Origin of the sequence: Halomonas icarae (assembly GCF_009901955.1) — a bacterium.
In the GTDB taxonomy this organism is placed as follows: domain Bacteria; phylum Pseudomonadota; class Gammaproteobacteria; order Pseudomonadales; family Halomonadaceae; genus Halomonas; species Halomonas icarae.
Genome location: NZ_WUTS01000001.1, coordinates 155004 through 180620 on the forward strand (window position 1 = coordinate 155004; position 25617 = coordinate 180620).

General features: G+C 64.3%; 24 protein-coding genes, 1 tRNA gene and 1 pseudogene. 21 read left to right on the plus strand and 5 right to left on the minus strand.

What is annotated here, in order from left to right; genetic code table 11:
- The first annotated feature begins 107 nt into the window (after positions 1-107).
- The 5 genes from GRB80_RS00775 to GRB80_RS00795 all read left to right on the plus strand — a co-directional run bounded on the left by GRB80_RS00775 (position 108) and on the right by GRB80_RS00795 (position 3860).
- A complete protein-coding gene (locus GRB80_RS00775) occupies positions 108-1079 on the plus strand; it encodes an ABC transporter ATP-binding protein (protein WP_161422200.1) in 972 nt (323 codons plus the stop codon).
- The gene (locus GRB80_RS00780) at positions 1076-1849 is read left to right on the plus strand and encodes an ABC transporter permease (RefSeq protein WP_161422201.1); all 774 of its coding nucleotides are present in this window, start codon (positions 1076-1078) and stop codon (positions 1847-1849) included. The genes GRB80_RS00775 and GRB80_RS00780 overlap by 4 nt, the downstream gene beginning before the upstream one ends.
- Positions 1846-2679, plus strand: coding sequence for an NADPH-dependent 7-cyano-7-deazaguanine reductase QueF (gene queF / locus GRB80_RS00785; RefSeq protein ID WP_161422202.1), 834 nt, complete (start codon positions 1846-1848; stop codon positions 2677-2679). Before GRB80_RS00780 ends, queF begins: the two co-directional genes overlap by 4 nt.
- Positions 2680-2791: 112 nt before the next feature.
- The gene (locus GRB80_RS00790; protein WP_132041544.1) at positions 2792-3352 is read left to right on the plus strand and encodes a nitroreductase family protein; all 561 of its coding nucleotides are present in this window, start codon (positions 2792-2794) and stop codon (positions 3350-3352) included.
- Position 3353: 1 nt separating this feature from the next.
- Positions 3354-3860 (plus strand): YiiD C-terminal domain-containing protein, encoded by a 507-nt coding sequence (locus GRB80_RS00795; RefSeq protein ID WP_161422203.1) that lies wholly within the window; start codon positions 3354-3356, stop codon positions 3858-3860.
- A 98-nt stretch (positions 3861-3958) separates the two neighbouring features.
- Here GRB80_RS00795 and GRB80_RS00800 read toward each other — a convergent pair whose 3' ends face one another.
- On the minus strand, positions 3959-4957 hold the full coding sequence (locus GRB80_RS00800) for an NADP-dependent oxidoreductase (protein WP_161422204.1): 999 nt from the start codon (positions 4955-4957) through the stop codon (positions 3959-3961).
- 214 nt (positions 4958-5171) lie between these two features.
- On the opposite strand from GRB80_RS00800, the gene GRB80_RS00805 reads away from it, so the two are divergent.
- On the plus strand, positions 5172-6125 hold the full coding sequence (locus GRB80_RS00805; protein WP_161422205.1) for a LysR family transcriptional regulator: 954 nt from the start codon (positions 5172-5174) through the stop codon (positions 6123-6125).
- 30 nt (positions 6126-6155) lie between these two features.
- Here GRB80_RS00805 and GRB80_RS00810 read toward each other — a convergent pair whose 3' ends face one another.
- Positions 6156-6350, minus strand: a complete 195-nt coding sequence (locus tag GRB80_RS00810) for a LysR substrate-binding domain-containing protein (protein WP_309663472.1) — start codon at positions 6348-6350, stop codon at positions 6156-6158.
- A 78-nt stretch (positions 6351-6428) separates the two neighbouring features.
- Between GRB80_RS00810 and GRB80_RS00815 the strand changes: the two genes are divergently transcribed.
- Complete coding sequence (locus GRB80_RS00815) at positions 6429-6941, plus strand: mechanosensitive ion channel family protein (protein ID WP_161422207.1); 513 nt, start codon at positions 6429-6431, stop codon at positions 6939-6941.
- 203 nt (positions 6942-7144) lie between these two features.
- On the opposite strand, the gene GRB80_RS00820 is transcribed toward GRB80_RS00815, so the two are convergent.
- Positions 7145-7232: transfer RNA gene (locus GRB80_RS00820), tRNA-Ser, on the minus strand.
- Between the two features lie 201 nt (positions 7233-7433).
- On the opposite strand from GRB80_RS00820, the gene GRB80_RS00825 reads away from it, so the two are divergent.
- Positions 7434-7877, plus strand: a complete 444-nt coding sequence (locus GRB80_RS00825) for a DUF3617 domain-containing protein (protein WP_237561892.1) — start codon at positions 7434-7436, stop codon at positions 7875-7877.
- Positions 7878-8345: 468 nt separating this feature from the next.
- Here GRB80_RS00825 and GRB80_RS00830 read toward each other — a convergent pair whose 3' ends face one another.
- Entirely contained in the window at positions 8346-8501 is a 156-nt protein-coding gene (locus tag GRB80_RS00830) for a transposase (RefSeq protein WP_161422208.1), read from the minus strand.
- A 287-nt stretch (positions 8502-8788) separates the two neighbouring features.
- Between GRB80_RS00830 and GRB80_RS00835 the strand changes: the two genes are divergently transcribed.
- From GRB80_RS00835 to GRB80_RS16590, 9 genes and pseudogenes are all read left to right on the plus strand, one after another.
- Positions 8789-9607, plus strand: a complete 819-nt coding sequence (locus tag GRB80_RS00835; RefSeq protein ID WP_161422209.1) for a CsgG/HfaB family protein — start codon at positions 8789-8791, stop codon at positions 9605-9607.
- Positions 9608-9631: 24 nt separating this feature from the next.
- Entirely contained in the window at positions 9632-10324 is a 693-nt protein-coding gene (locus GRB80_RS00840) for a hypothetical protein (protein WP_161422210.1), read from the plus strand.
- A gap of 60 nt (positions 10325-10384) precedes the next feature.
- A complete protein-coding gene (locus GRB80_RS00845; RefSeq protein WP_161422211.1) occupies positions 10385-10903 on the plus strand; it encodes a hypothetical protein in 519 nt (172 codons plus the stop codon).
- Between the two features lie 421 nt (positions 10904-11324).
- Positions 11325-12200 (plus strand): phosphate/phosphite/phosphonate ABC transporter substrate-binding protein, encoded by an 876-nt coding sequence (locus GRB80_RS00850; RefSeq protein WP_202597139.1) that lies wholly within the window; start codon positions 11325-11327, stop codon positions 12198-12200.
- Between the two features lie 56 nt (positions 12201-12256).
- Positions 12257-15718 (plus strand): PAS domain S-box protein, encoded by a 3462-nt coding sequence (locus GRB80_RS00855; protein ID WP_161422212.1) that lies wholly within the window; start codon positions 12257-12259, stop codon positions 15716-15718.
- A gap of 226 nt (positions 15719-15944) precedes the next feature.
- Positions 15945-18068, plus strand: a complete 2124-nt coding sequence (locus tag GRB80_RS00860; protein ID WP_161422213.1) for a putative bifunctional diguanylate cyclase/phosphodiesterase — start codon at positions 15945-15947, stop codon at positions 18066-18068.
- A gap of 156 nt (positions 18069-18224) precedes the next feature.
- On the plus strand, positions 18225-19694 hold the full coding sequence (locus GRB80_RS00865) for a sigma-54-dependent transcriptional regulator (protein WP_237561893.1): 1470 nt from the start codon (positions 18225-18227) through the stop codon (positions 19692-19694).
- A 51-nt stretch (positions 19695-19745) separates the two neighbouring features.
- Complete coding sequence (locus GRB80_RS00870; protein ID WP_161422214.1) at positions 19746-19952, plus strand: hypothetical protein; 207 nt, start codon at positions 19746-19748, stop codon at positions 19950-19952.
- 197 nt (positions 19953-20149) lie between these two features.
- Positions 20150-20284, plus strand: a pseudogene (locus GRB80_RS16590) (helix-turn-helix domain-containing protein); the annotation flags it as partial.
- A 46-nt stretch (positions 20285-20330) separates the two neighbouring features.
- Here GRB80_RS16590 and GRB80_RS00880 read toward each other — a convergent pair.
- Positions 20331-21221, minus strand: coding sequence for a LysR substrate-binding domain-containing protein (locus GRB80_RS00880; RefSeq protein ID WP_161422216.1), 891 nt, complete (start codon positions 21219-21221; stop codon positions 20331-20333).
- A gap of 142 nt (positions 21222-21363) precedes the next feature.
- On the opposite strand from GRB80_RS00880, the gene GRB80_RS00885 reads away from it, so the two are divergent.
- From GRB80_RS00885 to GRB80_RS00900, 4 genes are all read left to right on the plus strand, one after another.
- On the plus strand, positions 21364-22545 hold the full coding sequence (locus GRB80_RS00885; RefSeq protein ID WP_161422217.1) for a 2-aminoethylphosphonate--pyruvate transaminase: 1182 nt from the start codon (positions 21364-21366) through the stop codon (positions 22543-22545).
- A 103-nt stretch (positions 22546-22648) separates the two neighbouring features.
- Positions 22649-23476, plus strand: coding sequence for a phosphonoacetaldehyde hydrolase (gene phnX, locus GRB80_RS00890; protein WP_161422218.1), 828 nt, complete (start codon positions 22649-22651; stop codon positions 23474-23476).
- 240 nt (positions 23477-23716) lie between these two features.
- On the plus strand, positions 23717-24430 hold the full coding sequence (locus tag GRB80_RS00895) for a UTRA domain-containing protein (protein WP_161422219.1): 714 nt from the start codon (positions 23717-23719) through the stop codon (positions 24428-24430).
- A 130-nt stretch (positions 24431-24560) separates the two neighbouring features.
- The gene (locus tag GRB80_RS00900; protein WP_161422220.1) at positions 24561-25592 is read left to right on the plus strand and encodes a putative 2-aminoethylphosphonate ABC transporter substrate-binding protein; all 1032 of its coding nucleotides are present in this window, start codon (positions 24561-24563) and stop codon (positions 25590-25592) included.
- The last annotated feature ends 25 nt before the right edge of the window (positions 25593-25617 follow it).

The window sequence follows — 25617 nt, forward strand, 5'->3', positions numbered from 1 at the left end:
GGCGCGAATACCCGCTTGAATCGGTAAGGTATCGCCCTCATATCGTTAGCAGCATATTTTTTGCGGAATCCCCGCTATCGAACACCGAATCGTTTCAAGGATTGCACATGGCCGAACCGGCTCTGTCCATCCGTGGCCTGACCAAGGTTTACGGCAATGGCTTCCAGGCCCTGAAGGGCATCGACCTCGATGTCGCGGAAGGGGACTTCTTCGCGCTGCTCGGACCCAATGGGGCCGGCAAGTCCACCACACTGGGCGTGGTCTGCTCGCTGGTGCAGAAGAGCGACGGCAAGGTGTCGATCTTCGGCATCGATATCGACCGTGACTTCGCTCGCGCCAAGTACCACCTGGGCGTGGTGCCCCAGGAGTTCAACTTCAACCAGTTCGAGAAGGTCATCGATATCGTGCTGGCCCAGGCCGGCTACTACGGCATGTCGCGGCGCGAGGCCCTGCCGCGGGCCGAGGAGCTGCTGCGTGACCTGGGCCTGTGGGACAAGCGCAACGGCAATGCCCGCATGCTCTCCGGCGGCATGAAGCGGCGCCTGATGATCGCCCGTGCCCTGATGCATCGCCCCAGGCTGCTGATCCTCGATGAGCCTACCGCCGGCGTGGATATCGAGCTGCGCCGCAGCATGTGGGAGTACATGCGCCGCATCAATCGAGAGGAGGGCACCACCATCATCCTCACGACCCACTACCTGGAGGAGGCCGAGAGCCTGTGTCGCAACGTGGCGATCATCAACCACGGTGAGATCATTCGAAATACCAGCGTGCGCGACCTGCTGATGGAGCTGGATACCGAGACCTTCCTGTTCGACCTGGCCCATGCGCTGGATGAGGTGCCGGAAGTGCCCGGCTTCGAGGTCACCCAGTCGGAGCCCGCCCAGCTCGCCGTGGCGGTCCATCGTGGCCAGCGTCTCAATGACATCTTCGAGGCGCTTTCCGAGCGTGGCATTCAGGTGGTCTCCATGCGCAACCGCGCCAACCGCCTGGAGGAGATGTTCGTCTCCATGGTGGAGCAGGGCAACGAGGCCCTGGACCAGAAAGCCGCCGCCAAGGACAAGGAGGCCAGCGCATGAATCCCTATCAGATCGCGATCGCCCTGTGGACTCTGGTGATCAAGGAGATCAAGCGCTTCACGCGTATCTGGCCGCAGACCCTGTTGCCGCCCTCGATCACCATGACCATGTACTTCATCATCTTCGGCAACCTGATCGGTTCGCGTATCGGCGAGATGGATGGCTACAGCTACATGGACTTCATCGTCCCCGGGCTGATCATGATGGCGGTGATCACCAACAGCTACTCCAACGTCGCCTCCTCCTTCTTCTCCAACAAGTTTCAGCGCAGCGTGGAGGAGATGATGGTGTCGCCGATGCCCAACTGGGTGATTCTCTCCGGCTTCGTGCTCGGCGGCATGACCCGGGGCCTTGGGGTCGGCCTGATCGTCACGGTCGTGTCACTGTTCTTCACCCGCCTGAGCGTGGCGCACCCGGTGCTGACCGTACTGGTGGTGGTGCTGACCGCGGCGCTGTTCGCCATCGGCGGCTTTATCAACGCCCTGCTGGGCAAGAAGTTCGATGATATCTCCATCGTGCCGACCTTTATCCTGACACCGCTGACCTATCTGGGCGGGGTCTTCTACTCCATCTCGCTGCTGCCGGAGTTCTGGCAGGGCGTGTCGATGCTCAATCCCATCCTCTACATGGTCAACGTCTTCCGCTACGGCTTCCTCGGTGTCTCGGATATCCCGGTGGGCTGGGCCCTGGCCGCGATCTTCACCTTTATCGTGGTGCTGTTCGGCGTGGCCCTGTGGATGCTGGAGCGTGGCAAGGGGATCCGCTCATGAACCATCGTCCCGAAACCCTCGCGGATGCCCCGCTGGGGCGTGAGTCCGCCTATCCCGAGCACTACGATGCCTCGCTGCTCTATGCCATACCGCGTGCCGCCAACCGGGCGCCATTGGGGATCGAGGAGGGGGCTCTGCCCTTCGTCGGCGAGGACGAGTGGCACGCCTTCGAGGTTAGCTGGCTGAACGCGCGCGGCAAGCCGGTGGTGGCCGTGGCACGTTTTCGTCTGCCTGCGGACTCACCCCATCTGATCGAGTCCAAGTCCTGGAAGCTCTACCTTAACGGCTTCAACCAGAGCCGCTTCGAGAGTCGTGAGGCGGTCATCGAGACGCTGGAGCGCGATCTGGCGCATGTCGCCGGGGCCGCGGTCTCCGTCGAGCTGTTCGGCGTCGACGACGAGGCGCTGATGCCGCGCCGCCTTCCCGGCGAGTGCCTGGACGAGCTGGATATCGAGATCGACGACTATACGCCCAGCGCCGAGCACCTGGTGGTGGGGGAGGAGATCGTCGAGGAGACCCTGCACTCGCACCTGCTCAAGTCCAACTGCCCGGTTACCGGCCAGCCCGACTGGGGCAGTGTGCTGATTCGCTACCGCGGCCCCAGGCTCGACCGCGAGGGGCTGTTGCGCTACCTGATCGGCTATCGCCAGCATCAGGACTTCCACGAGCACTGCGTGGAGCACATCTTCACCGATCTGATGGCCCGCGCACGTCCCGAGCGGCTGCTGGTATTGGCACGCTATGTACGCCGAGGCGGGCTAGATATCAGCCCCTGGCGGGCCACACCGGGTGAGCGCCCCCCTGAGCCGCTTAGGCTCGCGCGTCAATAGGTGCCGCCGCCCCACTCGCACGACAGGCGAGCGGTGCGCTGCTAGAGTGGCGAAAGCCATTTAGAGTAGCGAGAACTGTTCTCGTATCAAGATTGCCAAGGGAGAGTTAATGATGGACGCGATATCGCTGCTGCATGAACGCAGCTCCATGGGCAAGCTGATGGGGCCACCGCCCAATGCCGAACAGCTCGAGGCCATCTATCGGGCGGCCCTGCGGGCACCGGACCACAAGGAGCTGCGTCCCTGGCGCTTTATCGAGTTCTCCGGCGAGGGCCTGGAGCGGCTGGGCGAGCTGTTCGCCGAGGCGGAGTATCGTGAGGATCCCCATGTCGGTGATACCGCCCTGAACGCCGCCCGCAAGAAGCCGCTGCGTGCTCCCATGGTGATTGCGGTGATCGCCAAGGTCACCCCGGAGGTGCCCAAGGTACCCAAGGTGGAGCAGGTGATCTCGGCCGGTTGTGCCGCCCACGCCATCCTGCTTGCCGCCCATGCCCAGGGCCTTGGCGCCATGTGGCGCAGCGGCAAGTACGCCTTCGACCCCGTGGTACGCAAGGGGTTGGGGCTGAACGAGGACGACGAGGTGGTGGCCTTCATCTATCTCGGCACCCTGGGCGGCCGCCACAAGCCCATCGCCCAGCATGATATCGACGACTTCGTCGAGCACTGGCGCTGAGATGCGTGATATCGGCGTTCCCCACCCGCGACTCCCCCTGCCGCCCCAGGGCGGCGAGGATGACCCCGGCGAATTTCTCGCCTGGCTAGGCGAGGCGATTCCGCTGGTTCGGCAGCTGGGCATCCGCGAGATGCGCCGCGAGGGCGACCGGCTCGGCTGGGAGCTGGCGCTCACCCCCAACCTCAATGACAAGGGCACCGGCTTCGGTGGCTCCCTCGCCGCCCAGACCACCCTGCTGGGCTGGTGCTGGGCCACCCTCTGGCTGCGGCGTCGAGGCCTCGCCCGGGATGTGGTGGTGGCCGAGGCCACCCAGCGATTCCTGGCACCGGTGACCGGCGATTATTGTCTGGAGTGTCTGCCCGAGGCGGAGGAGGGGCCCGAGCGCCTCGCCGCAAGGCTCGATGAGAAGGGGCGCGGGCGCATCGCCCTGGTGCAGCGACTCTGGTGCGGTGAGACCCTGTGCCTGGAGGCACGCGGCGACTACGCGGTGCTGGCCGAACGCGCTTGAGACAGCGCTCGGCGAGAACGACATGATCGGCCTTCGTAACGAAGGCCGATCTTTTTTCCCCTGGCGACGGTTAATTCACCTGCCAGGTAGCCGAAGACCTAGAGCTTGACCAGCATCTTGCCCTGGTTGCGCCCGGTGAACAGGGCCAGGAAGGCATCCGGGGTGCTCTCCAGGCCATCCATGACGGTTTCCTGGTAGTCGATCTCGCCGCTGGCGACCCGGGGGGCGAATTCGTTCAGGAAGTCGCCGTGATGCTCCCAGTGATCGAAGACGATAAAGCCCTGCATGCGCGCGCGGCGAATCAGCAGCATCGCCAGGTTGGCCGGTCCGGCGGCGGGGCCTTCGGCGTTGTAGCGTGAGATCATGCCGCAGATGGCGATGCGGGCGCAGACCCTGAGGTTATCCAGCGCCGCTTCCAGGCAGTCTCCACCGACGTTCTCGTAGTAGACGTCGAAGCCCTCCGGGCAGGCGTCCTTGAGCGCCTCGCTCAGCTGGCGAGCATCCTTGCCACGGTAGCTGATCGCCTTGATACCGTGGGATTCGAGCCACTCCAGCTTCTTGGGATCCCCGGCGATGCCGACCACGGTGCCGCCCTTGGCCTTGGCCAGCTGCACCGCGAGAGAGCCCACCGCGCCGCCGGCGGCGCTGACCAGCACGTTGTCCCCCTCCTGCATGTCGGCGATCACGTTGAGCCCGACCCAGGCGGTCGTTCCCGGCATGCCCAGCACGCCCAGGTAGGCCTGGGGGGGCACATCGAAGGTCGGCAGCGGCTCGACCTGGTCACCGGGTAGCTGGGCGATATCGCGCCAGCCGCCCATATGGCGAACCCTGTCGCCCTCCTTGAAGCGCGAATCCCGGGACTCGATGACCTCGCCCACGGCGGCGCCTTCCAGCGGCTTGCCGAGCGTGAAGGGCTCGATATAGGTGGTGACACCATCCATGCGGCCACGCATATAGGGATCGACGGAGAGCCAGGTGTTGCGAATGCGCACCTCACCCTCCTGCAGGGCGGGTAGCTCCGCCGCCTCGAGCTGGAACAGCTCGCGGTCGGGCATGCCCTCGGGGTGTTCGTGAATGGTGAAATAGCGGTTGTGCATGGAGCCTCCTTCGAGTTCAGTGATCTCTGCAGGCATCGGAGCGTTCGGTTCGACGCCCGTCGCCTGGCAGCGATGCGTTTGGTTGTCAACGGTGAGCCTAGGCTACGCCATCCGAGTGATATCACGCCAATGCAAGTTGCTTAAATGCAATATGCGTTAACCTGATATCATTGCCATTGAAAATCTGGTTTCCATCACCAAGGCATGCGCTCCCATGCACCTCGCCGATCTCGCTCGTCACGACCTGAATGCCCTGGTGACCCTTCATGCGCTGCTGGACTCCCGCAGTGTCACCCGGGCCGCCCAGCGTCTCAACCTGAGCCAGCCTGCGGTCTCGCGGACCCTGTCGCGGCTGCGCCTGGCCTTCGATGACCCACTGTTCGTGCGCACTCACCGTGGGCTGCGCCCCACGGCGAGGGCCGAGGCGCTGGGGCCGCCCCTGGCGCGTTTGCTGGAAGAGCTGGGGGCCCTGCTGGCGCCACCGGAGTTCGACCCGGCCAGCACCACTCGACGCTTTCAGCTGGCGACCACCGACTATGGCATGCACGCCTTCCTGGCGCCTCAGTGGCAGGCCCTGAAGCGGCAGGCGCCCCATCTGCGGCTGGATATCCAGGCCTATAGCGGCAGCATCGAGCAGCGGCTCGACGAGGGCGGCCCCGAGCTTGCGCTCTGCGTGCTCGGTGACCAGGTGCCGGCCAATGTGCATGGCCGTGAGCTTGGTCGCGACCATTTCGTCTGCGTGATGCGCGAGGCGCATCCGCTGGCCCGGGAGCCGGAAGCAGCCTTTACGCTTGAGGCGTTTCTGGAAGCGGATCACCAGCTGATCAGCATGGGCGGTGATGATCGTGGGGCGGTGGACCTGGCGCTGGCCCGACACGGCCTGAGCCGACACGTGAGCCTGCGTCAGCCGCACTTCCTGGCGAGTTTCTCGGCCACCCAGCACAGTGACCTGCTGCTGTGCGTGCCGGGATGCCTCGCCGCCAGCGTGCTCGAGCACTGGCCGCTGGCACTGCGGCGGCTGCCCCTCGAGGTGGCTTCCTTCTCCTACTGGCTGGTGTGGCATGAGCGCCACCATGGGGATGCCGGTCACGCCTGGCTGCGCCAGACCCTGTTCGAGGGTCTCGAGACGCGCTACCACGCGCTTCGCCGTCGGCTGCTGGCGATGTGAGCCGGCGCCGTCCGGTATGGGGGAGGGGAGTTACAAGCGGTTCTTGAGCCACTCGATGGCGTGAGTGGCGCGAGCCGTGAGCGGCCATTCGGCGCGATGCAGAAGCCATAGCGAATCCATCACCCTGGGCAGGTCCTCGACGACTCGGATCGCCTCAGGGCGCGCGAATGCCTGGCGCGCGAAGCGAGGCAGGACACTGAATCCCAGCCCTGCGGCGACCGGCACGACCAATTCCCGGCTACTCTTGGGGGATACGGTATCGCTCCGCGGCGAGTCGCCTGATCATGAGAGGGGGCCGGGACCATGGAACAGATCCAGTTCGTGCCGCTGCTGATGGGAGAGGTCGAGGGGCTGGTCGAGCTGATCACCGTTCGCGATAGCCATATTCGGCGCACCGACGGCCAGCGCATCGTGGTGCCCAATGCCCTGCTGTTCGAGAACCCGGTCATCGTGCGCACCGACCGCGATGTGCGGCGCACCTCGATCATCGTCGGCATCGCCTACGATGAGGACGTCGATACCGCCCGGGAGGTGATCGGGGACGCGGTGCGCCATGTCGACTCGGTGTGTGATGATGTGCGCGATATCCAGGTCTTCGCCAAGGCCTTTGGCGAGAGCTCGGTCGACTTCGAGGTGACCTGGTGGACCGGCTCCAGGCCGGTGGATATTCGCTCCTCGCGAGACCAGGTGGTCGCCGCGATCAAGCGTGCTCTCGACGAGCACGGCATCGAGATCCCGTTTCCCTACCGCACGTTGGTGTTCAAGTCAGGCTCACCGCTACCACTCGCTTCTGCCCAGCCCGAGGAGGGGGAGTGAGGGTGCCTGTCCGGCGTCTTGTGCAGCTTTCTTGCTTGGTGACACTGATATCAGAGACAGCCTGATGGTCGGCTGGAGACCCAGGCAACTCGGAAGGACCCAGTGTCCATGGGAAGGCCAGTTGGGAGCCTGATACAGGGGGTTGGTCAGATAGGTGTGCAGACAGAAAAAGCCGCTTAAATCAGCGGCTTAATCAGAATTCTTGGCGGAGGGGGAGGGATTCGAACCCTCGAAGCCTTTCGACTTACACACTTTCCAGGCGTGCTCCTTCGACCACTCGGACACCCCTCCGTATTGTGGTTCTCACGCCGAGGCGGTTGGCCCTTTCGCGTCAGAACGGCGCACATAGTATCGACCTAAGTGCGCGAATGCAAGCGGTTTCCTGTGTATTGCCTGAGCCGCCCTCGAGAATCGAACCGTGTGCCGCCCCGGGGTACGCCTGAGGGCGCCGGTTCGTTATGCTGGGTGCGAATCCATGACAGGGAGAGTCCCATGTCCTTACGTACGATGTCATTACCTTCCATGCTCGCCGGTCTGCTGCTGGCACTACCTGTTTCCGCCCTGGCCGAGACGCCCAATATCGTGCCGGGGGAGTGGGAGTTCACCAGCACCACCTCGGTCTCCGGTGACCTGCCGTTCCCCGACCAGACCGAGACGTCCCGCGAGTGCATCGCCCAGGGCGATCTCAATGATCCTGACTTCCAGATGATCGAGGAGGAGGAGAGCTGCGAGCTGATCGAACACAATGTGGGCGTCGATGGCATGGACTACCGCATGGTCTGCCAGGCCGAGGGTGGCCAGGCGGATATTGTCGGCCATATGGATTTCCTGGGTGAGACCACCGAGGGCCGCGTTGAAGTGACTATCCGGTCGCCGCAGATGGGCGAGATGGAGATGGTCACCGAGGTCGAGGGGCAGCGTATCGGCGAGTGCTGATTCTTTCGCTGACAGGTTGAACGCAGAACGGCCCAGCCGTCGAAGATTGCACCGCTGGTGCGAGGCGTAACCAACGGTACCGACGACGATGGCCTGATCCAACGGCTCCAACTGGCGGTATGGCCCGACCAGCCCAGATACTGGCAGTGGTTGTCCGGGCGCCATCGGCTCAAGCCATGGACCAGTACCGGCAAGCGTTTTATGTGCTCCACGCCATGACCTTCGAGACCGACACCTGCCGTGCCCTGGCATGGGCCGAGTTCCGGCATAGCCATACGCAATGGTTGTACAGCGCCGTCACAGGTAGGCCCCACCTGGTTCACTAGCGCGGCGACAAGTTGCTTCAACCGTTCACGGTGCGCGACGTACGCCGCAAGCAGTGGGCTGGCCAAGTTGAACAAGTCACCTCGGCATCTGAAGGAAGTTTCACCAGCCCCGCCCCCGACCGCCCAGGCCAGGCCGCCCACGTTAGTTATCCAGCATCTCGCGCTTCCACTGGCTTACCAAGGACGGGCGCACCTCAAAGCGGGCGGCCAGCTCCGAAGTCGTCTGGTCGCCCTTGAGGGCGGCGAGGGCCACCTTGGCTTTGAATTCACTGCTGTAGTGCTGACGTACCTTGCTCATGATCAGGCTCTCCTGGTCGGTCTGATCAGAGCTTGGCGCCTGGTCCGAATTTCGGGGACCACTTCGGCATGAGCAAGGAGTTTGACGAGAGGATGGCTGGCAAAATGCTAACCCTTTGCATTTTGCGATAGGTGAATGCTGGCCGATTGCTAATCGGCACTCCGTCGGTCGAGGTGAAGGCTGACTCAATGTCGCAATAAAAAAACCAAGCGTTTGAAAAACATAGTTTTGTCTGTGTGTTGGCATGGCTCCTGTATTACATCGATTACCTTCAGGAGAATGCTCATATGAATCTTCCGCTGCCCCAGAAAATTACCGTCGCCATGTTGCTTACTGCCACCCTTGGTGGTTGTGCCTCCATCGGCACCGATCCTGTGGCGCCGCGAGAAGGTTCCCGGGTGATGACCAACCATACCCCCTATACCCGCTGCCTGAGCGCGCTCAGCCAGGAGCCTGGCGAGAACCTGCCGGTGCTCAGCGTCGGTCAAATTATGGATCGCACCGGTCAGGCCAGCTACTCGACCATCACCGAGAGCCGCACCTTGACCCAGGGCGTATCCGAAATGCTGATCAGCGCTCTGTACAAGACACGCAAGGTTCGCCTGGCCGAGCGACTCGATATTCGTATTCCCCTCGCCGAACGTCAGCTCAAGGACTCCGGAGCCATGCAACGCCTCCCGGCTGTCCTTAATGTTCAGCCGGTTAATTACGTGATTCTTGGGGCGCTCACCGAACTCAATTACAACATCTTGACTCAGGGGGCTCGCCTCTACGTGGGACTGGTCGGCGCCAGCAACCGCGAGGCGGTCATCAATGTTGGCCTGGATCTCAGGGTGGTGGACGCCACCACCTTCCAGACCGTGTATGTCACCAGTTTGCAGAAGCAGATTGTCGGTAACCAGGTAGAAGCCGGTGTCTACCGCTTCTTCGACAATCGGCTTGTTGAATTCGACGCCGGGTCGGTGAGGAATGAACCTCTCCAGCTCGGTGTTCGATCCGTCGTGGAGATGGCAGCTTACCAGATCCTGACGGAAGGGCTCGGCCTGCCGATCGAAGACACCGAAGCATGTCTTGTGGCAGACGGGCATTACTCAGCGGCTTTATAACTCTCATAAATGAGGAACGCCGTCATGAAAACTCTAAAGAAAACCGCACTGTCAGCCGCCATCGCCGTCGCGGGTATGACCTCCATTTCCGCCGCCATGGCTTTCGACTCGGTGACCTGGGTCTGGGATGCCACCGTCAACAGCACGGTGGACACCTCGGCGCTGTCGGAGATCAACGTGACTCCCGAGGGCCTTGCCATGACCGAAAATGATCAGACCGCCCTCGGTACCATCACGGCGACCAGCCTGGTGACCGCCGTCGATAACCTCCTCCTTCCACTGATTGATGGCAACACCGTTGATGACCTGGCCGCTGTGGAAAGCATCGCCACGGCGGTGGGTAATAACGCCGCGATCGAATCCGACGTCTCGGCTCAGATCGACAATTCGCAGGTCTATTCGGGGATTGATGCCACCGTTGGCACGGTAACGGCTACCTCTTCGGCCTTGGCTATTCTCAATGCGACCGTGGATGTGGATGCCACTGCCGTGGGTAACAATATGGCTCTGGATCTCACCACTATCTCTGACGATGATGCCTTTGCCATCACCAACAACGAGCAGCTGTCTGTGGCGCTCTTGACGAGCACCGCCACCGCCGGAGGCGTGCTGTTCGACGGCATTAACGGCATGGGAACAGACGGTACCGCCGATGTCTCCGCGGCTGCTACCTCCGTGGGTAATAACCTCTCGATCACGGTGGATGGCAACTTCTGATTCACAACCTCTCTCAGGCAGGGCATCCGTGGCTTCCACGGATGCCCCGAGGAATCTCTTATGAACACTCACAAGACCGGGCCCCATCCTTACTCTCGCGCCGCTGGCACCTCAAGTTCTCGTGATATATCCCTTCCACTCTCGAGTCTGGGGTGGTGGGTCTCTGCTGTGATCACCGCGGGGTGGCTGACCACATCGCTGCAGGTGGAGGCGAGGGAACGAGACTCTCTGGTGGGCCCTTACCCTTATGACTTCCCCGCACGGGCAAGTGTCCAGGGCTCCCTGATCTTGCAGGAGGCGAAACGTCGGAATGGCAGCAGTGGGTCGGGAGCTAGGACAAGCGGCAGCGGCGATATCAATGCCGGCGCCATCATCAATAATAACTCCACTTCCATTGCCGTGGGCAACTGGCAGCAGATCGAGATGATGTTGGGGGATGGTGCCGAGGGTCTGATCATGACCGAGAGCCATCAGACCAATCAGGCGGAGTCCAACTCTCAATCCAGGGTTGGTGCAACATTGAACATGGAAGAGATCAAGCCTGACACCCTGATAACCAATGAGGAATCATCAAGGTAGCAATGGTATATCGCGTTACCTCGCTTAGGGGGTGCTGGATTGGCCTTAAGGCTTGGGAGAGTGGAGAAGGGTAACGTTCATAGGCACTTGGCGTTTTCGGCTGGTGAGCAACGTCGTAATAGCCGGCTGAATCGTGAGTGAGTACAGAGATGCCGGAAGGCAAGGCGCACAAGCATTGCTGCACGATCGAATGACCCGTCTCGCAGCCCTCATGGAGTTGCCAGTTACCACTCTGCGTTGCAATTTGCGACGCAGGTTGCAATGGCTACGTCAAGATTCGACTCCGCGAGCCATGTGTTTATTGGAAATAATTGTTTTGTTTACAGTGCCTTGAGTTTTCTTTTGCGACTTGGGCATGATTGTTGCTTTCCTCCTAGGTCAAGGCGTCCGGTGACGCCGTTCCGACAGAGAGGCGGCAATCATGATCAAGTATGTCATGCAATGGCTGGGCTCACTGGCACTACTGTGGAGCCTTTCCAGCGTTCAGGCAGCCGGCCATGAAGCCGCTAGCCACGCTGCGCAGGCCAGGGTGACCGACCCGGCACTGGTCTTCGGCATCGTGCCCCAGCAGTCGGCCCTCAAGCTGGCACGGGACTGGGGGCCGCTGCTGGAGGAGCTGAGTCGGCAGAGTGGCGTGCCAGTGCGTTTCGCAACGGCGCCGGACATTCCCACCTTCGAGCAGCGTGTCGAGGAGGGCGCCTATGACGTGGCCTACATGAATCCCTACCACTATGTGGTCTTTCACGAGCAGATCGGCGTGGAGCCGCTGGCACGGGCGGCGGATCAGCGACTGGAGGGCATCATCGTGACCGGGCGTGAGGCGATGCCTGATGACATTGGCGATCTCGACGGGAGCGACCTGGCGTTTCCGGCCCCTGCAGCCTTTGCGGCTACCCTGGTGGTCCAGTCGAGCCTGAGACAGGCGGATATCGACTTCCGCTCTCATTTCGTCTCGTCGCATGATGCGGTCTATCGCAGCGTCGCCGCTGGGCGCTTCGTGGCGGGGGGGGGCATCAACCGCACCTTCGAGGCCCTGCCGGACAGCATTCGTGAGCAGCTCAGGGTGCTTTGGGTCTCGCCCGGGTACACCCCCCATGCCATCGCCGTACATCCGCGGGTGCCGCTGGCCACCCGCGAGGCGCTCACCGCGGCGCTGGTCGAGATGGGACGCCGGTCGGCCGGCCGGGAACTGCTCGCGCCCTTGCGCATCACCGGGTTCGTGGCGGCCAAGGACAGCGACTGGGACGATGTGCGTGACCTCGAGATCGAAACCGTGTTAGGCACGCAGGAGCCATGAATGCGACCGTTGCCACTCGAATGGCAAGGATGGAGAGGACGCAGAGGGAGAATGGCATGTCGTTTCGACTCAAGATGATCATTGGGGTGGCCCTGATCGAGGCCATGTTCCTGGTGCTGCTGGTGTGGCAGGCGACCAGTTACCTGCAAAGTAGCGGGGAGGAGGCATTGACGCTGCGCGCCCAGCAGACGGCCCAGCTGTTTGCCACCACTACCAAGAATGCCGTGATCGCCTCCGACCTGGCGACCCTTGATGAGGTGACCGAGGAAATTGCCGCCATGGCCGGTGTGGAGTACATCCGCGTGATGGACGCCTTCGGGCTCATGGCCAGCGCCGGAACGCCGGCGGAGGCTGCGATCGGCCCGGGGGATACCAGCATCGCCGATGTCGATGATGGTCGCTTCGATGTGGTGCTGCCGATCGAGGAGGGCGGGACTCGGCTAGGGCTGGTTCAGGTCGGCCTGGATGTGACCTCACTGACCCGGGTGATGCAGGACGCACGCCACCGACTGCTGGTGATTGCCGGTGCCGAGCTGTTGATGGTGGCCCTGATCTCCTGGTGGTTCGGCCACTACCTGAGCCGGGGGCTGGGCGCGTTGCAGCAGGCCGCCAGTGCCGTGGCGCGGGGCAATTGGCAGCAGCGGGTCCGTGTTCGGGGCAACGACGAGATGGCGACGACGGCGAACGCCTTCAACCTGATGGTCGACCGGCTGGGCCAGGAGCAGCGCCGGCTTGACGAGAGTCACCGGGCCCAGCTGGCCCTCAGCGAGCGCAGCGCGAACCAGGCGCGCTATCTGACTACGGTCATGGATACGATGGCGGATGGCATCCTGACGCTGGATGCCCATGGCCGGATCGCCCATGTCAACGCTGCCGGCGAGGGGCTGTTCGGCTATCACGAGGGTGCGCTATTGGGCCGCGACGTGGCCTGTTGCTTCGATGCCCTGCCGGCCCCCATCACCGAGTGGGTGGAAAGCGGCCGGCTGGCCGGTCGCGAGACTCTCGAGGCCGCCGGACGCCCACGAGAGGGGGCGCCTCTCTCACTCAAGGTGTCGTTGGCCGCGATTACTTTCGAGGGCGAGAGAAAGTTGGTGATGCTGGTAAGGGACTACACCGATCGTGAACGGCTCGAGGCTGAGGTGCGGCGCAATCTCGAGATCAAGGCCATGGTAACCGATGCTAGCCTGGACGCCCTGGTGATCGCCGATGGCCAGGGACGGATCGTTGAGTATAGTGTCATGGCCGAGAAGACCTTCGGCTGGACCCGTGAGGAGGTCCTCGGTCATCGGCTGGACGAATTCATCGTGCCGCCTGAAATACGAGAGGCGCATCGGCGTGGCATGGAGCGTTTCGCCGCCGAGGGGAATGGACCTTTAATTGGGCAGCGTGTCGAGGTCGAGGCCCTGCGTAAGGGAGGGGAGCGGTTCCCGGTGGAGCTATCGCTGGTGGCAGCCAACTTGAACGGTGAGCGCATGGCGACGGCGTCTCTGCGGGACATTTCGGCTCGCAAGCTGGCCGAGAAGGAACTGATCGAGGCCAGGGATGCCGCCGAGCAGGCCTCTCTGGCCAAGTCACGTTTTCTTTCTCACATGAGCCACGAGATTCGTTCCCCCCTCAATGCCGTGCTGGGAGCGGTCGGGCTGGTGGCCGAACGCATCGAAAGTCCGGAGCATCAGCGGCTGCTCAAGACCGCCAAGTCCAGCGGTGCCGCCCTGCTGGCCGTGATCAACGAGGTACTGGATTTCTCCAAGATAGAGGCGGGACATCTGGTGGTGGAGAAGGAGCCGGTGGCGCTGGAGTCCCTCGTCGAGGATGTGATGAATGCCGCCCAGGCCAGGCTGGCGCACCCTGAGGTGGAACTGCTGGCGCTGGTGCGCTGGCGGGCCACGGGTCAGGTGTTAACCGATCCGGTCAGGTTGCGTCAGATTCTCAATATCCTCGTCGACAATGCCATCAAGTTCACCACCGAGGGCGTGATCGCCATCGATGTCCAGCGTGGCACCCCGGGAAATGACGTCGAACAAGATGGAGCCGAACTGCTGGAGATCCGGGTCAGCGATACCGGGGTGGGCATTCCCGACGACCAGCAGGCCTCGATCTTCAAAGAGTTCGAGCAGGTGGACCCGATCCGCGACAGCCGTAACGGCGGCACGGGGCTTGGACTCACCATTGCGCGGCGCCTGGTGGCCCTGCTGGGCGGAGAGATCAGTGTCGAGAGCGTTACCGGCGAGGGCAGCTGCTTCTGCATCCTGCTTCCGGTGACCTACCTGAAGGCGCCGCCCCGGCAGCCACCGATCCCTGCCGGGCCGGTGGTCATCGCTTCCCCCCACGCCGCCCTGCGCGATGCCATGCTGGCCAGGACCGAGGCTTGGGGAGCGAAGGGCCGGGCGTTCGAGTCTCTGGAGCAGTTGCACCGCTGCCATATGAATCATGATTTCAAAGACCACACGCGGGTACTGATCGATGAACGCTGCCTCTGGCACAGGCCCGACGAGGCAGTGTGGCTGGCGGAGATGTCACTGCCGCTGGCGCTGATGGTGAGTGACGTCACGCGACTGCCGTCGGCGGCTTGCCGACTGACGTGCATCGACAAGCCCCTGTGTGCCAGTCAACTGCGTGCCTTCCTGGCCACCTCGGCTTCGATAGACTCGAGACGGTACGCCAAGCCCCCGCGAGAATTGAACGGCACGAGCCAGGGTCGCCTGCTTCTGGTGGAGGATGTGGAGGCCAACCGCATAGTGACGAGTACCCTGCTGCGCAGCCGCGGCTATGAGGTGGATGAGGCGGTCGATGGCCTCGATGCCTTGGAACAGGCCGCTGGTAAATCCTTCGATGTGATCCTGATGGATATGCGGATGCCGCGGCTCAACGGGATCGACGCCGTGATTCGGCTGCGCCAAGGGGCAGGGCCCAATGCAGAGACGCCCGTGATAGCCCTTACCGCCAACGCGCAGAAGGGCGAAATGGCACGCTGCCAAGAGGTCGGAATGAATGATTTTGTCAGCAAGCCTTTCGACAAGGAGCGGCTGCTGGCGGTCATCCGCCAGCACCTGCCGGCCCCGTCCGCTGTGGCCGATGACGATATGTCGACCGCCGAGGGCTCTGAGGTGCCTGTATCCGATCAGCGGGATGATGGCGCAGCCTGGGGCAAGGCGGTCTGTCTGAAGGTCGCGGTCCTTGATCAGTTGTCGGAGGACATCTCGCCGGAGTCGCTGGTGCCCATGCTCGACATGTTCCTCGATGAGCTCGACACACGGCGAGAGGCCATCGCGACAATGGTTTCGTCGGCCGCATCGATCGACGAAATCCTGGCGGAGTTACGCGAGCAGGCGCATGCGCTGAAGAGTTGCTGTGGCACCTTCGGGGCGCGGCGCCTTCAAGCCATCGCCCAGGCGCTGGAAGCCGCAGTCATGACGCCTGACGAGGCTGCAGCACGAGCACTGGCCGGTACTCTTCTGGGCGAGATCGCTCCGACCCGCGAGGCCTTCGCCGCCTATCGGGCCGAGGCCAGCCGATAAGTGACCGCGATATGCATTATGCGACGCGAAATGCCTTCAGGCCTGCGTTGGTCGCCGAAGGAGGCATCCCAGTAGCTATAAACAAGGAAAAAAGATATTTATGGCATGATGCTTGCTTGTAGTTGATGTGATTTAGGTGGGTGAAGTAGCGCCATACCAGCAGCAACCATGCCGAATGACTCCTGCCGTGGTGGGACGTGATCCGGTCGAACAGGTGGGCGAGGCCATGGCAAGTAGCAAGCTGACGACCGACATGGCAGGCGATATGACAGGTTCGGCCCCCGCCGTCGAGTATGCGGATCGGCCGTGCATTCTGGTGGTGGATGATGATCGCCTGATGCGGACGGTGGCGCGTCTGGCGCTACAGAAAGAGGCCTTGAGGGTGGTCGAGGCAGACAGCGGCGAGGCTGCCCTATCTCTGCTGGCGACGCATCGGGTCGATCTGGTGCTGCTGGACGCCTGCATGCCCGGTGTAGATGGCTTCTCGGTCTGCCGCAAGATGCGAACATGCCCAGATCATGCTTGGCTGCCGGTCATCATGGTCACGGGGCTCGAGGATGACTGTTCCGTCGAGACCGCCTTCGAGGCGGGCGTCAGCGACTACGTCAACAAGCCGATTCACTGGTCGGTACTCAAGAAGCGGATCGCGGCGATGGTCAGAGTCGCTCGGCGTGAGGTGGGCGCTTCTCGCCCGGGCGAACTACCACTCGAGGTGCCCACGTGTCTCGCCGATACCGTCCTGCTGCTGGATCCGAAGGGAAAGGTGTTGTCCAGCGAGCGGCTGGGGGGGCTTCCCTCGATCCTGTCGGAGGGCTGGCGCCAGGGCCGTGTCCTCTTCGACGCCCTGCCCGCGGCGATGCTAGGCACGGCCCGGATGGCCTGGCAGGAGGCGCAGGAGACAGGGCGGCCGGGAACCTTCGTGATGCACCTCGACACAGCAGCCGCTCCCTTCGTGGCCGAGGTCTGCTTCCTGCCTCGTAGCGGGGCCATCCTGTGCCTGCTCAAGGACAGGACAGCGCAGTGGCTGGCCGAGCAGCGATTGTTCGAGGCGAGCCACCACGATCCCGTCACCGGCCTGATCAAGGACCGGCTCTTCCGGGATCAGGTGGCCAAGGCGCTCGCCCAGGACCAGAGCCAGCAGCGCCATACCGTGCTATGTCGGGTGGTGGTGGATAACTTCCGACAGTTGCTGGAAAGGTTCGATGATCCTGGCATCCAGGCAATCTGCCAGCAACTGGTGGCGAGATTGCGGGTCGCCATTCGGCTGGAAGGGGATGGGGTGGCCTGCGCCGCGCGGATGGGGCGACTGTCGGATCAGGAGTTCGCGGTGCTGTTGCCCGGTGTCGAGCGGCTCGACGATGCCATGGCCTGGATCCGACAGGCGGGCATGGCGCTCGACGAACCCTTTCAGGTCGATGCCACGCCGGTCAGGGTGAGTTGCACCCTGGGCATTTCTACTAGCGCCGAGGCGGGGGAAGACGGCTCCGCCTTGATAAACGCGGCTCGCGTTGCGCTGGCCGCACGCACGCAGCGAAGAGACGGCGGAGTGGTGGCCTTTTCATCCGCCCTGAACGACGAGATTGTACAGCGAGCTCGGATGGAGGCATTGCTGCGCCAGGACCTGGAGCGTGGCAGCCTGCACATGAACTACCAGCCCAAAGTGGCGGCATCAGACCTGCGGCTGCTCGGCGTCGAGGCCCTGCTGCGCTGGAACAGTGCCGAGTTGGGCATGGTGCCCCCCGCCCGGTTCATTCCGCTGGCGGAAGAGGCCGGGCTGATGACGACCCTGAGCCACTTCGTCATCGACCAGGTGTTGAATCAGTTGAAGGGCTGGCGTGAGCTAGGCCCGCATGCGCTGCCCGTTGCCATCAACCTGCCGGGATCGGTACTGGCCCAGATCGGGGTGGTCGGCTTCCTGCAGCAGGCCCTGGACACGCGCGGGCTGTCGCCCGACCAGCTGGAAGTCGAGGTCACGGAAGACGTGATGATCGATCGCGACAGTCCGGTCATCAATCATCTTCGGCAATTGCGGACCCTGGGGGTGCGAGTCGCCATCGATGATTTCGGCACCGGATATTCGTCGCTGAGCTACCTGCGCGACCTGCCGGTGGATGTACTCAAGATCGACCGCAGCTTCGTGTGCCACCTCCCCGGTGACTCCAAGGCCGCGTCACTGGTGCGGGCCATCATCAACGTGGCGCATGAGCTGGGGCTCGAGGTGGTAGCGGAGGGCGTGGAAACGGCCAGCCAGCTGTCCACCCTGAACGAGATGGGGTGCGATGTCATCCAGGGGTTCTTCACCGGCAGGCCGATGGCGGCGGCCCAGATCCTGAACCCTGCGGTTCATTGATCGATGCCAGGCGCTGCCTGCGATGTGCAAGCGTGTCGCTGGCATCGGCTAGGGGGTGTGGCACACTGTCCGGAGCCGGCCCTCGGCGGGCAGGGGATCGCAGGCCCCGGGGTAACGCGTTCCGGGGCAGGGGGAGAGCCGGCCAGGAGCGGTGTCATGCATCTTCAACAGGGAGCGCCGAACGTCATGACGACAGAGGACACCTTACCCCGAGTACTGCTGGTCGAGGACAGTCCCTCGACGGCGCTGGCCTATCAGGGCTATCTGGCCCAGGAGTATCGGGTGCGCGTGGCGCACAGCGGCGCCGAGGCACTGGCCGCGCTGGAGGCGCACAGTTTTTCACTGCTGCTGGTGGATGTACGCCTGCCGGACATGTCGGGACTCGAGATCCTCGATCGGGTGCGCGATCAGGACCCCAGCACGCCGATCATCATGATGACCGCCCATGGCTCGGTGGACGTGGCGGTCGAGGCCATGCAGCGCGGCGCCAGTGACTTCCTCACCAAGCCCTTCGACCGGGCCAGGCTCAGGGTCACGCTCACCAAGGCCCTCAAGGAGCGGCGCCTTACCGAGATCGTGGCCGAGTACGAGAAGAGTTTCGAGCGGGAGCACTTTCATCGCATGGTCGGGGCCTCGCTGCCCATGCAGAGCGTCTACCGCATCATCGAGAGTGCCGCCCCGAGCCGCGCCACGGTGTTCATCACCGGCGAGAGCGGCACCGGCAAGGAGCTTTGCGCCGAGGCGATTCATGCCCAGAGCCCACGCGCCGACCAGGCCTTCGTGGCGCTCAACTGTGCCGCGATTCCGCGAGACCTGCTGGAGAGCGAGATCTTCGGCCACATCAAGGGCGCCTTCACCGGGGCCCTGACCGCCCGGGAGGGGGCGGCCAGCCGGGCCGATGGCGGCACCCTGTTCCTCGACGAGATCGGCGAGCTGCCGCTGGACCTGCAGAGCAAGCTGCTGCGCTTCATCCAGTCCGGCAGCTTCCAGCCCGTGGGCGCCAGCCGCGAACAGCGGGTGGACGTGCGCTTCGTCTGTGCCACCAACCGAGATCCCCTGGAGGAGGTCCGTCAGGGGCGCTTTCGGGAGGATCTGTACTATCGCCTGCACGTGATCCCCATCCAGATGCCGGCCCTTCGGGAGCGGGGGCAGGATGTGTTGCGGATCGCCCGGGCCCTGCTGGCCGCATGCTGCGAGGAGGAAGGCAGGGCCTTCGCGGACTTCAGGCCGGAGGTGGAGGCGCTGCTGCTTAGGCATGCCTGGCCGGGCAACGTGCGGGAACTGGCCAACGTGATTCGCAACGTGGTGGTGCTCAACGAGGGGACCTGGGTCGAGGCCGCCATGCTCCCCGCGACCTTCGATGCTCTGCGCGCTGGCTCGGAACCGGATCGCCCGGCCGACGAGGAACCGGTGCCCGATCCTGCCCCCGCGTCCGGGGGGGCATCGATCATGCAGGGCGACGCAGGCGAGGCCACGATCGAGCCGCTGTGGCGCGAGGAGAAGCGCCTGATCGAGCGGGCCATCGCCCTGTGTGGCGGCAATGTGCCCCGGGCCGCGGCCCGGCTGGAGATCAGCGCCTCGACGATCTATCGCAAGAAACAGCAATGGGAGCAGTCCGCCGTCTGAACAACGGCCCGAGCGGCGCGTGTTATCGATACCGAGGGAGGCATCTGTGCCATGGCGATACAGGTGACGGGCCGTTCCCAGTCGCGTTGCGAGGGCGGCCTAGCCGCCTTCTGGATCGATGCCGGCAGGGCCGAGCGTGAACTCGGTTGGCGCTCCCATTGCGGGCTCGAGACCATGATGGCCGATACCTGGCTCTGGCAGCATCAGCGATCCGAGGGCTATTGGGCGGGGCTTTCCGTTAACCACCAGGTGGGTTGACACACCGAGCGATTGAGCGCCATCGAGGCCCGGCTGTTGTGGGTGGACTGAGCACTGGCACAGGGGGAGGGCGGTGCTCGATACCGGTGTGTGGAACCGTGTGTCAAACACAGAAGTGTATGAGGATCCTTGCCTTACGCCCCTGAACACCATTCCGCGATGTAAAGGCCCCGTCCGTGAGCCCCGAGTCCTCCTCCATGCAGTCGCTGATCGTGTTCGAGGCCACCGTGCGCCTGGGCTCGATGTCGGCGGCGGATGCCGAGCGTACCAGCCAGCCGACCACCTCCCTGCGCATCCGGACGCTGGAGGAACGGGTCGAGCTACCGCTGTTCGATCGCCAGGAGGGGCCGGGTATTCCAGAGCGACAGCGCGACGGGCTTAACCTCTCTCCTCGGGCTTGGCCAGGGCCTCGCGCACCACTTCCAGAAAGCCCGCCACCAGGCGTCGCTCGCTCTGCTGATGCAGGCAGACCAGGGTCTCGGTCATGCAGTGGGCGCTGTCCTCGATGACGAGCCGATGCATGCCGGGATGGTGGCCGGCCTCGGCTGCCGAGACGATCCCTACCCCGAGCCCCGCCGCCGCCAGCTCGAAGACGGCCTCGCGGCCCTCGGCCTCGATGGCCGGCTTGAGCGTTATACCCGCCGCGCGCAGCTCGGCCTCCAGGGCCTGGCGGGTCATGGAGCCGCGCTCGCGCAGCACCAGCGTGGCGCGGGCGAGATCGGTCAAGCGGATCGAGCGCCAGCGTGCCCAGGGATGGTCCGCGGGCACGAAGGCGATCAACGGCGCGCGGCTCAACTCCACCGTCAGCAGGCGGGGGTCCTCCACCGTGCGGCCCAGCACGGCGAAGTCGGCCCGATGCTCGAACAGCCGGGAAAGGGCCTCGTCGGTATTGCCGGTCATCAGATGGAAGCGAACCCCGGGATGGCGTGCCCGAAAGCGGGCGATGAAGTGCCGCACGTGCATCGGCGAGTCCACCGCCAGGGTGAGCTTGCCCGACTGCAGGTCGCGGGCGCCGGCCAGCAGGGCCTCGGCCTCGTCGGCGGCGGCGAACAGCCGCTGGGTGATGCCGAGCAGCCGCTCGCCCAGGTCGGTAAGCTCCACCGACCGTCGGCTGCGTCGCAGCAGGCTGACGCCGAAGCGCTCCTCCAGCTTGCGCACCTGGTCGGAGACCGCCGGCTGGCTGAGGCAGAGGCGTTCGGCGGCCCGGGTGAAACTGCCCTGGACGGCCACCGCATGAAAGGCGCGCAGCTGCGCGTGGGAAATGGTCATGGTTTCAGTATAAGTTCAGCTTGTATCAAAGATACGATAAATCGATTTTATCTATGGTCAAGGGGCTGGTCTGATGGGCACCGACTCTCTTTCGCCAATTCTCCATTCGCCAACTCTCTTTAGCCAAGAACTGGAGCCGCCCATGTCCCTCGCCACCGCCACCGCCACCGCCACGCATGCCTCGCGTCTCATCGAGGAGTCCGGTCAGCAAGCCCCTTACCTGCTGACCCCCGGCCCCTTGACCACCAGTGATGCCACCAAGGCCGCCATGCTCCACGACTGGGGCTCCTGGGACGACGACTTCAACCGCCTGACCGCCGAGGTCCGCGAGCAGCTGCTGGAGATGGCCGGCGCACCCGGTGACGCCTACGCCTGCGTGCCTCTGCAGGGCAGCGGCACCTTCGCCGTGGAGGCCGCCCTGGCCACCGCTATCGACCGTCAGGGCAAGGCCCTGGTGCTGGCCAATGGTGCCTACGGCCAGCGCGCCGCCAAGATCCTTGACTACCTGGGCCGGGCACATGTCGTGCTCGACAAGGGCGATTACCTGCCGCCCCGGGATGAGGAGGTGGCCGCGCACCTCGACGCCGACCCCGAGATCACCGATGTCTTCCTGGTCCACTGCGAGACGAGCTCGGGGATCCTCAACCCGCTGTCCGAGATCGCCGAGGTGGTCAAGGCTCGGGGCAAGGGGCTGATCGTCGATGCCATGAGCTCCTTCGGCGCGGTACCGCTGACCGTCGAGGACGTGCCCTTCGACGTCATGGTCTCCTCGGCCAACAAGTGCATCGAGGGGGTGCCTGGCTTCGGCTTCGTGATCCTGCGGCGCGAGCTGTTGGAGGCCAGTGCCGGCCGCTCCCACTCGCTGAGCCTCGATCTTTACGAGCAGTGGCGCTACATGGAGCGCACCGGCCAGTGGCGCTTCACGCCACCAACCCACGTGGTCGCAGCCTTCCACACCGCTCTGGCCGAACACCTCGCCGAGGGTGGGGTTGCGGGGCGTCTGGTCCGCTATACCCGCAGCCGCGACCGTCTGGTGGCCGGCATGCGCGCGATGGGCTTCGCGACCCTGCTCGAGGATCGTTGGCTGTCGCCGATCATCACCACCTTCTTCAGCCCGGGCCACCCGTCCTTCGATTTCGGCCGCTTCTACGCCGAGCTCAAGGCGCGGGGGTTCATCATCTACCCAGGCAAGCTGACTCAGGCCGAAAGCTTCCGCATCGGCTGCATCGGCCGTCTGGATGCGACGGTGATCGAGCGCCTGCTCGTCGCCGTGCGCGAAGCGCTCGATGCCATGGGGGTCGACGACTGCCGTCCGGTGGCCTGAGCCGCCACGTGCCGAGGGCTCCGGCATCGGGGCCCTGCTCGTGACAACCTTTATCACGACAACGCCGATTGGCCTACCCCCTGAACATAAAGAGGAACGCTCCATGCAATACAATGCCCCCGACCGCCTGCAGGCCGCCATTCACGACTGGGCCGGCACCGTGGTGGACTTCGGCTCCTTTGCGCCGACCCAGATCTTCGTCGAGGCCTTCGCCGAGTTCGGCGTCGAGCTCAGCCTGGGGGAGGCTCGCGGCCCCATGGGCATGGGCAAGTGGGATCACATTCGCGCCCTGTGCGATATCCCCGAGATCGCTGAACGCTGCGCCAAGGTATTCGGTCATGCCCCCACCGATGCCGACGTGACTGCTCTCTACGAGCGCTTCATGCCGCTGCAGGTCGAAAAGATCCCCGAGCACTCGGCGCTGATTCCCGGCGCCATCGAGGTGATCGCCGCCATGCGTGAGCAGGGCATGAAGATCGGCTCCTGTTCCGGCTATCCCGCCGTGGTCATGGAGCGGGTCGTGGAGATGGCGGCCCAGCATGGCTACCGGGCCGATCATGTGGTGGCCTCCGACGAGGTGCCCAACGGTCGCCCGCATCCGGCCCAGGCGCTGGCCAGCGTCATCGCGCTGGGCATCGAGGACGTGGCCGCCTGCGTGAAGATCGACGACACTACCCCGGGCATCCTCGAGGGGCGCCACGCCGGCATGTGGACGGTGGCCCTGACCTGCTCGGGCAACGCTCTGGGCCTGACCCTCGAGGAGTTCCAGGCGCTCTCGCCCGAGGCCCTGGCGGAAGGGCGTGCTCGGGTCGCCCGCGAGTTCGAGGCCTCGCGGCCCCACTATCTGATCGACACCATCGCCGACCTGCCGGGGGTGATCGACGACATCAACGCCCGGCTGGCCCGCGGCGAATCTCCCCAGGCCTGCTGAGCGGAAGCGTTCTTGAAGGATCGCAACGACCGGGCCCAGGCCCGGTCGTTGCGTTTGTGGAGCATGGCGGGAAGCGCGTCGGGTAAGCACGGCAAGGCATGGCAGCGCGTTTGGGAAGCGTCAGGGCAGGGGGCTCGCTGGCGGTGACGCCTGGCGGGTCGAATGTGCCAGAATTGGGCCTCGCCCCGGCCAGGGCTCGACCCTTGGTCACTGCTTTCCATGCCAGCAGGACTTCCCGACATGAGCGATGCCTACTACATCCATCTCACCGAGCGCTTGCGCGAGCTGATCAATGATCTCGACGCCTGCGAGGAGGGTCGCCTGCCCGCCGAGCGCACCCTGGCAGAGCATTTTCGCACTACCCGGGTCACCCTGCGCCAGGCCCTGGCCCACCTCGAGGGAGAGGGGCGCATCCATCGCAGCAATCGCCGCGGCTGGTTCGTCTCGCCGCCGCCCCTCGACTACGACCCGACGCGGGATGCCGGCTTCAACGACTATGTGAAGGCTCAGGGGCGGCGCCCGCGCACCGAGGTGCTGCTCACCGATACCCGCCCACATCGCCCGGCCGCCGAGGCCCTGGGGCTGTCCACCGACCAGACGTTTTTCCATATTCGTCGGCGCCGCTTCGTCGACGACCGCGCGGTGCTTTCGGAGTCGTTATGGGTGGTGCCGGAGCGCGCTCCGGGCCTGCTGGAAGGCGATTACGTCTCCCACTCCCTGTGGGGTCAGCTTCGGGGCCGTTGGGGGCTGACGCTGGCCCATCGCTCTCTGCGCCTCTACTCCGAGGCGTTGCGCGCGCAGGAAGCGGAGGAGCTGGGTGTGGCCGCCGGTACGGCTGGGTTGAGCGTGCGCCGCACCATTTTCGACGCTCGGCGCCGCCCGGTGGAGTACGACGAGGAGCACTGGCTGCACCATGCGCTGTGCATCACGGTGGACCTGGAAAATACTTCGTAATCAATAGTTGCACCTTCACGCGACGGTCAATGAAATGTCATGGAACCGTCATGTGGTATCGCCATACTCTTGGTATATACCAGGCAGGTGGCAAATCTCCTGTCATTACGTCACGATCCGGAGAACCCTGATGTCCCTTTTCCCCCGCTCACTGCTGGCCGGCACCGTTGCCCTGGCCATGACCACCACCGCCCAGGCCGCCACCGAGCTGACCGTCTATACCGCCGTGGAGTCCGACGACCTCCAGAAGTACGCCGAACGCTTCAACGAGGCGCATCCGGAGATCGAGATCAACTGGGTGCGGGATTCTACCGGCGTCATTACCGCGCGCCTGCTGGCCGAGAAGGATAACCCCCAGGCCGATGTGGTCTGGGGTCTGGCCGCCACCAGCCTGCTGGTGCTGGAAGAGGAGGGCATGCTGGCCCGCTACGCGCCCGAGGGCGTGGACGCCCTGGATCCCAAGTTCGTCGATCCGGCCATCCGCGAGGGAGAGGACCCGGCCTGGGTCGGCATGGACGCCTGGGTGGCGTCGATCTGCTACAACACCATCGAGGGCGAGCGCTTGGGCGTGCCCAAGCCCGGCTCCTGGGAAGATCTCACTCGCCCCGAGTATGAGGGTCATGTGATCATGCCCAACCCCAGCTCCTCCGGCACCGGCTACCTGGACGTGGCCAGCTGGATGCAGCTGTGGGACGAGGAGGGCGGCTGGGACTACATGGACCGCCTGCATCGGAACATCGCCCGCTACACCCACTCGGGCTCGGCCCCCTGCAACCTCGCCGCCTCCGGCGAGACCGTGGTGGGCGTCTCCTTTGCCTTCCGCGGCGCGCGCCTCGCGTCCCAGGGCGCGCCCCTCGAACTGGTCTTCCCCGAGGAAGGCGTCGGCTGGGACATGGAGGCGGCGGCGATCCTCGAGGGCACCGACAATCGCGAGGCCGCCGAGACCCTGCTCGACTGGGCCGTGACCGAGGAGGCCAACGCGCTCTACAACGAGGGCTACGCGGTGGTGGCCTATCCCGGCGTGGCCGAGCCCATCGAGAACTATCCCGAGAACATCACCGAGCTGATGATCGACGCCGACTTCAACTGGGCGGCCAACCACCGCGAGCGTCTGCTCGGCGAGTGGCAGCGCCGCTACGACGGCAAGTCCGACAGCCAGTAATCCCCCTCGCCACCCTCGTCATCGC